Genomic DNA, 5,210 nt, shown 5'->3' on the forward strand with positions numbered 1-5,210 from the left:
GGCGTCTCCAGGGGGGTGACGCTGCGATTGGGGTCCTGCTCGGCGTCCTGGGAGGACGGACCCGCGCCAGGAGGGGGCCTGCGGAAGAAGTCGGTCATCACGGCTCCGGCAGAGGGGAGGCCACTCTACCCCACCGCCCGTGGCGGGGTGATAACTTCGGGGCATGAGCTTCTTCCAGGCACCCCCCGGACTTGGCAACCAGTACGACGACGACGCGTTCCTGCAGGGCTATCTCGCCCGGACCCTGCCGGAGGACCTTCGCCGCTCCATCACCGACGACTTCCGCGAACTGGGAGAGCTGGGCGGCAAGCACTTCTACGAGTTCCAGCTCCGCGACCGGCTGAACGAGCCCGTCCTGACGCAGTGGAACCCCTGGGGCCAGCGCATTGACCACATCGAGGTGACGCCGCTGTGGAAGGAGGCGGAGGCGCTGACGGCGCGCAAGGGCCTGGTCGCGGTGGCCTATGAGCAGAAGAGTGGCGCGCTCAGCCGCGTGCACCAGTTCGCGCTGAACTACCTGGTGCAGCCGTCGCTGGATGTCTATTCGTGTCCGCTGGCGATGACGGACGGCGCGGCGCGTTCGCTGTTGTCGCTGGGCAACCAGCAGCTCATCGACCACGCCCTGCCCCACCTGACCTCGCGCGACCCGGCGACGTTCTGGACGTCGGGCCAGTGGATGACGGAGCGCACGGGCGGCTCGGACGTGGGCCTGACGCTGACGGAGGCGCGCCAGTCCCCCGAGGGCTGGCGGCTGTATGGGACGAAGTGGTTCACGTCCGCGACCACGGCGCAGATGGCGCTGACGCTGGCGCGGCCCCAGGGCAACGGCCCCGGCGGCAAGGGGTTGGCGCTCTTCTTCGTGGAGACGCGGGACGCGGCGGGCCAGCTCAATCACATCCAGATCAACCGGCTGAAGGACAAGCTGGGGACGCGCAAGGTGCCCACGGCGGAGCTGACGCTGGACGGGACGCTCGCGACGCCGGTGGCGGGGCTGACGGACGGCATCCGCAACATGGCGATGATGCTGAACGTGACGCGCACCTGGAACGCGATGGGCGCGACGTGGAGCATGCGGCGCGCGCTGGCGCTGGCGCACGACTACGCGAAGCGCCGGGTGCAGTTCGGCGCGCCGCTGTCGGAGAAGCCGCTGCACGTGGACACGCTGGCGGGGCTGGAGGCGGAGTTCCAGGCGGGCTTCCTGCTGGCGTTCCGGGGCGTGGAGCTGCTGGGCAAGCTGGAGACGCGCACGGCGACGGAGCAGGAGCAGCTGTTGCAGCGGCTGGTGACGCCGCTGGCGAAGCTGACGACGGGCCGGCAGGTGGTGCACGTGACGTCGGAGGTGACGGAGTCCTTCGGAGGCGCGGGGTACGTGGAGGACACGGGCCTGCCGCGCATCCAGGCGGACGCGCAGGTGCTGTCCATCTGGGAGGGCACGACGAACGTGCTGTCGCTGGACGCGCTGCGCGCGCTGGCGAAGGAAGGCACGCTGGAGGCGTACTTCCACGAGGTGGAGGGCCGGCTGTCGAAGGTGACGGACGTGGGCCTGCGCCCGTGCGTGAAGACGGCGCACGACGCGCTGGAGCACGCGCGGGTCTGGGTCTCCAGCGCGATGGCGAACCCGACGACGATGGAGGCCGGGGCACGGCGGTTCTCACTGACGCTGGGGCGCACGCTGGAGCTGGCGCTCCTGAGCGAGCACGCGCAGTGGTGCCTGGACCATGGGCACGGGCCGCGCACGCGCGCGGCGGCGCGGCGGTTCCGGCAGAACGGCGTGGACCTCATCCAGGATGAAATCGACCTGGATGATTCGCGTCTGCTGGGGTGAGGCTGGGCTCGGGACAGGTGCACTCGGACGGCGCCCCCATTAAGAAGCGGGCGCCATGTCCGTCCTGAGTCCCGAGCAGTGCCAGCGCTTCGCCGCCGATGGGTATCTCGTCCTGCCGTCCTTCGTGGAGGGTGGGACCTGCGCCCGGATGCGGGCCTCCATCCTGGAGCAGCTCGCCTCCGGTGAAGGCCCGGTGGAGTACGAGGCCGACGTGGCCTATCCGGGCTCCCCGGCCAGCCGGACGGAGGAAGGCGGACGGACGGTGCGCCGACTGCTGCGCGCGCACGAACGTTCGCCCCTCTTCGCGGCCTGGTTCGACGACGCGCGGATGCTGGAGGCCCTGGGTCAGTTGCTGGAGGGGCCGGTGGTGCAGGCGCGGGCGCACCACAACTGCGTCATGACCAAGCAGCCGCGCTACTCGTCGGACACGGGGTGGCACCAGGACGTGCGCTACTGGTCCTTCGCGCGGCCGGAGTTGATCTCCACGTGGTTGGCATTGGGCCAGGAGACGCCGGAGAACGGCGGGCTGAAAGTCTTGCCTGGGACGCACCGGATGACCTTCGCGCCGGAGCGCTACGACGAACGTCTGTTCTTGCGGCCGGAGCTGCCGGAGAACGCGGCGCTGATCGCGGATGCCCAGTACGTGCGGCTGTCCCCGGGAGATGTGCTGCTCTTCCACGCGCGGCTGTTTCACGCGGCGAGCCGCAACCACACGGTGGACACGAAGTACTCGGTGGTGGCCACGTACCGGAAGACAGACAACCTGCCCATTCCCGGTTCACGTTCTGCAAAGGCAGACTGACGCCGCCTCAGCCATGAGCGTCATCCACGAAAGAAAGCGGGCCCGGCATCGGGAGCTTCTGCTTCCGGTCCTCCAGGACATCCTGAATGACTGCGCCGTGATGCCGAACGAGGACTGCGCGGACCTCATCGTCAGCATCGACGCGCTTGAGTTCGGGAAGACCGTGCGCCAGATCTACGTCGACTTCCGGGGCCACTGGCGCAATCCCGAAGCGGCCCAGGGTGCGCACGAGCGCTACCTACGGCAGGCGGCAGCACGCGGCGAAGAGACCTACGTAGACCTGACCGACGTGGCCCACCTTCCCTGGCTCCTGGAGAAGGTGGAGATCGAATTGCAGCACCGCCTGGGGCTCGCCTATCGCCCCCAGATCCGACGGCTCTCCGAACTGCTCCAAGAAGGTCCCTGAGAGTTGGCCGAGCCCGCGTTCCCAACAGGATGCATCGTCATTCAGGGTGAGTATTGATACCGCTCAATGATCTTGCCCTCGGGGGAGACGGTCGCGATGGGCTGCAGGTGTTCTGGCCACTCAATGCCGCTGGCGTCAGGGCTGCCTTCGACAAGGCCCGCCCGTCTCTCTGGGGCTGCACACGACGCCACCGCAGCCGTCGCTGCCCATGCACAAACGCGAAACAGATCGCGAGTGTATGGGCAGCGGAGCCGCGACATCCCGTGCGTCAGACTCAGCCCTGACCGAGGGCGTCTTCCACGTACCGGACGCCCTTGGCCGTGATGGCCTTGCCCTTCTTGGTGTCCTGCGCGTAGCCGGCGTGCAGGCGCAGCGCCTTGGCGGCGTTCGGCGCGGCGTACGTCACGCCCAACCCGCTCCAGAAGCGCGACGTGGTGCCCGACGTGATCTCCACGTCCAGCGACCGCGCCAGGTACAGCGGAATCAGCGAACGCAGGAGCTGGTCCTTCTCCTTGCCCGCGGAGACCAGGTCCTTCTGGCGTGCATGGCCTCGCAGCGCCGTCTCCAGCACCGACACCGCGTCCTCGCTCGCAGGCTGCGCCGCGGACTTCCTCGCGGGAGCCTTCTTGGCGGCGGCCTTCCTCGCGGGAGCCTTCTTGGCGGCGGCCTTCTTCGCGGGAGCCTTCTTGGCGGCGGTCTTCTTGCCCGCTGCCTTCTTCGCCTTGGGCGCCCGCTTGCGCAGGGCCGAGGGCACCAGCTCCATCCGGCCCTCGAACGGAATCTCCACCACCGTCCCGTCCACCTGCCGCTCGGGCATGGTGTTCCGCATGGACGCGATCACCTCGTGCACGGAGGCACGCGGCGGCTCGGAGTGCATGGGACGGGAAACACGGGTCGGCTGCGGCTCACTCGCGGGCGGCTTCCCCTGCGCGTAGTACCGCACCCAATCGCTCGCCTCTTCCACTGCTTCCTTGAGGCCCACGCGATCGAGCAGCGACCCCAACCACCGAAGACTGTTGCGCACTTGGAGAACCCTCCCGTTCTGATCCACGCTACTACAACCCGGACGGACGCAACCTATATCCCCAGCAATACGGGTTCTTCCATGCCCTCGTGGGTATCCCTGACGTTTCACACCGTCCCCAACACGCCATTCACGGGAACAGACGTGCAGATGTAGCGCCTTGATCCAGCGCTTCACGGCCTTCCCCCAAGGACGGAACCGCACCTTGCGCCAAGCCCCGGCTCCCCACCGAATCGCCAGCATCGGGCTTGCCCTGTTGCTGCTTCCGGCATGCGCGACCACGAGTCGACCCCGCACGCCCATGCGCCACACCCAGTGCCGAGCCACCCCCACGGTCGAGGACTGTCACGCCGCTGCGGAAGAGATCGATGACACCTGCCTCCGTGAATGCGTCCAGCTCCAATGCAGTGGAGTGCTCGTGAAGTGCAGTGACTACATTCAGCAAAAATGCCGGGATGACGGAAAGAAAAGCAGGGGCGCTATCGGCGGCTTCGTCTTCCAGGGCACTCAGACCTGTCGCAAACCCAAGTCGGAGATCTATTGGTGCGAACTTCCCTTGTCCGAGCAGTGCCGAGCCCAAGCCATGGTCCATGAGCTGGCGCATTCCTGCGGATGGCAACACGGCGATGGCCATGGCGTCCCCGGCAACCATGGAGAACTCAGATGCAGATGAGCCACTCGGCCTTTGTCTTCCTTGCGGCGTCGCTGCTCTTCGTTCCCGCCTGCCGTCGCGTCGTCCCACCGCCTCCCCCTCCAGCAGCGACATCCGCTGCGCGTCCGCTCTTCGAACTCCAATCCCCCCGATATGACGGTGCCACTCTCGCCGGACGCGTCCTGATTGGCTCCGAAGAAGGGACCATCACGCTGGATCGGCGACTCCTGGAGAACAACACGTTGGACATTGTCGCGGTCCTCGACTGCGCGACGACACAACCGCTGGAGTTCCTGGTGGCGGATCGATTCCCTCCGCCTCCCCGTGAAGAAGACCTCCTCAAGTTGGAACCCGGCTACTGGTTCGGGGCCGAGGTCGACTTCCCACTCTTCGACGAACTGCTCAACGGCAAGCGGGGACCGGACTGCGTCGACATCACGCTGACCTTCCACCCGGAGCCCCCCACCCCAGCCGTCACCACCAGGGTTCGCGCAGTCCGCC

Annotated in this window: 6 protein-coding genes; 4 read left to right on the top strand and 2 right to left on the bottom strand. The window is 67.5% G+C overall.

Features of this window, described 5'->3' with window-relative positions; translation table 11 throughout:
- Window positions 1–163 precede the first annotated feature (163 nt).
- From D7Y13_RS38185 to D7Y13_RS38195, 3 genes are all read left to right on the top strand, one after another.
- Window positions 164–1,825: an acyl-CoA dehydrogenase family protein gene (locus D7Y13_RS38185; protein ID WP_120538091.1), complete on the top strand. Its 1,662-nt coding sequence runs from the start codon at window positions 164–166 to the stop codon at window positions 1,823–1,825.
- Window positions 1,826–1,880: 55 nt separating this feature from the next.
- Window positions 1,881–2,627 carry a phytanoyl-CoA dioxygenase family protein gene (locus D7Y13_RS38190; RefSeq protein ID WP_120538090.1) on the top strand — a complete coding sequence of 249 codons (747 nt, stop codon included), beginning with the start codon at window positions 1,881–1,883 and terminating at the stop codon, window positions 2,625–2,627.
- Window positions 2,628–2,724: 97 nt separating this feature from the next.
- Complete coding sequence (locus D7Y13_RS38195) at window positions 2,725–3,033, top strand: hypothetical protein (RefSeq protein ID WP_147444556.1); 309 nt, start codon at window positions 2,725–2,727, stop codon at window positions 3,031–3,033.
- A 274-nt stretch (window positions 3,034–3,307) separates the two neighbouring features.
- Here D7Y13_RS38195 and D7Y13_RS38200 read toward each other — a convergent pair whose 3' ends face one another.
- Both D7Y13_RS38200 and D7Y13_RS45390 read right to left on the bottom strand, forming a co-directional pair.
- On the bottom strand, window positions 3,308–4,057 hold the full coding sequence (locus D7Y13_RS38200) for a hypothetical protein (RefSeq protein WP_233596005.1): 750 nt from the start codon (window positions 4,055–4,057) through the stop codon (window positions 3,308–3,310).
- 130 nt (window positions 4,058–4,187) lie between these two features.
- Window positions 4,188–4,691: a hypothetical protein gene (locus tag D7Y13_RS45390; RefSeq protein WP_147444557.1), complete on the bottom strand. Its 504-nt coding sequence runs from the start codon at window positions 4,689–4,691 to the stop codon at window positions 4,188–4,190.
- A 260-nt stretch (window positions 4,692–4,951) separates the two neighbouring features.
- Between D7Y13_RS45390 and D7Y13_RS38205 the strand changes: the two genes are divergently transcribed.
- Window positions 4,952–5,210: hypothetical protein (locus D7Y13_RS38205; RefSeq protein ID WP_147452595.1), on the top strand; the 259-nt coding region annotated here is incomplete at its 3' end.

Origin of the sequence: Corallococcus praedator (assembly GCF_003612125.1) — a bacterium.
In the GTDB taxonomy this organism is placed as follows: Bacteria; Myxococcota; Myxococcia; order Myxococcales; family Myxococcaceae; genus Corallococcus; species Corallococcus praedator.

What these genes read in the sequence shown, in the direction of transcription:
- D7Y13_RS38185 (WP_120538091.1), top strand. Translation starts at nt 164, where the DNA reads ATGAGCTTCTTCCAGGCACCCCCCGGACTTGGCAACCAGTACGACGAC.
- D7Y13_RS38190 (WP_120538090.1), top strand. Translation starts at nt 1,881, where the DNA reads ATGTCCGTCCTGAGTCCCGAGCAGTGCCAGCGCTTCGCCGCCGATGGG.
- D7Y13_RS45390 (WP_147444557.1), bottom strand. Translation starts at nt 4,691, where the DNA reads ATGGCCATCGCCGTGTTGCCATCCGCAGGAATGCGCCAGCTCATGGAC.